Origin of the sequence: Desulfobulbus alkaliphilus, from assembly GCF_016918545.1 — a bacterium.
Taxonomy (GTDB): domain Bacteria; phylum Desulfobacterota; class Desulfobulbia; order Desulfobulbales; family Desulfobulbaceae; genus Desulfobulbus; species Desulfobulbus alkaliphilus.
In genome coordinates this window covers 1-452 of record NZ_JAFFQC010000223.1, presented here as the reverse complement: position 1 = coordinate 452, position 452 = coordinate 1, and the positions used below count along the sequence as shown (strand labels likewise).

The 452-nt window shown below is 64.6% G+C and carries 1 protein-coding gene; it reads right to left on the bottom strand.

Annotated features, from left to right (window positions below):
• The coding region (locus tag JWG43_RS18240; RefSeq protein ID WP_205244352.1) for a methylenetetrahydrofolate reductase at positions 1-452 on the bottom strand (452 nt) is incomplete at both ends.

The following is a 452-nucleotide window of genomic DNA, read 5'->3' as shown; positions in this document are numbered from 1 at the left end:
ACTCATACTCGCGTACATCGAAGAAAAGCTGGGTGATGACGAAATCCGCTCCGGCGCGCAGCTTTTCGGCCAGATAGGCCCGGTCTGCCGCAAAGGTGGCCGCATCGGGATGGGGCGCAGGATAGCCAGCCACGCCGATGCCCAGATCAGGATGCTCCGAACGCAAGAAATGCACGAGGTCGCGGGCATTGTGGAAATGCCCCTTGTTCCAGTCCCAGTCGCTCACGCCGCGCGGCGCGTCACCGCGCAGGGCCAGCACGTTGTGGACCCCGGCAGCGCGCAGGTTGCCCACGAAATCACTGATGGCCTGCGGCTCGGCGCCCACACAGGTCAGATGCGCCATGACGGTGAAGCCCCGGCGGGCCAGTTCCGCCGTGACGTTCAACGTGTTCTGCTGTTTGCCGCCTCCCGCACCGTAGGTGACGGACAGGAAAAGGGGATCGATCGAGCGC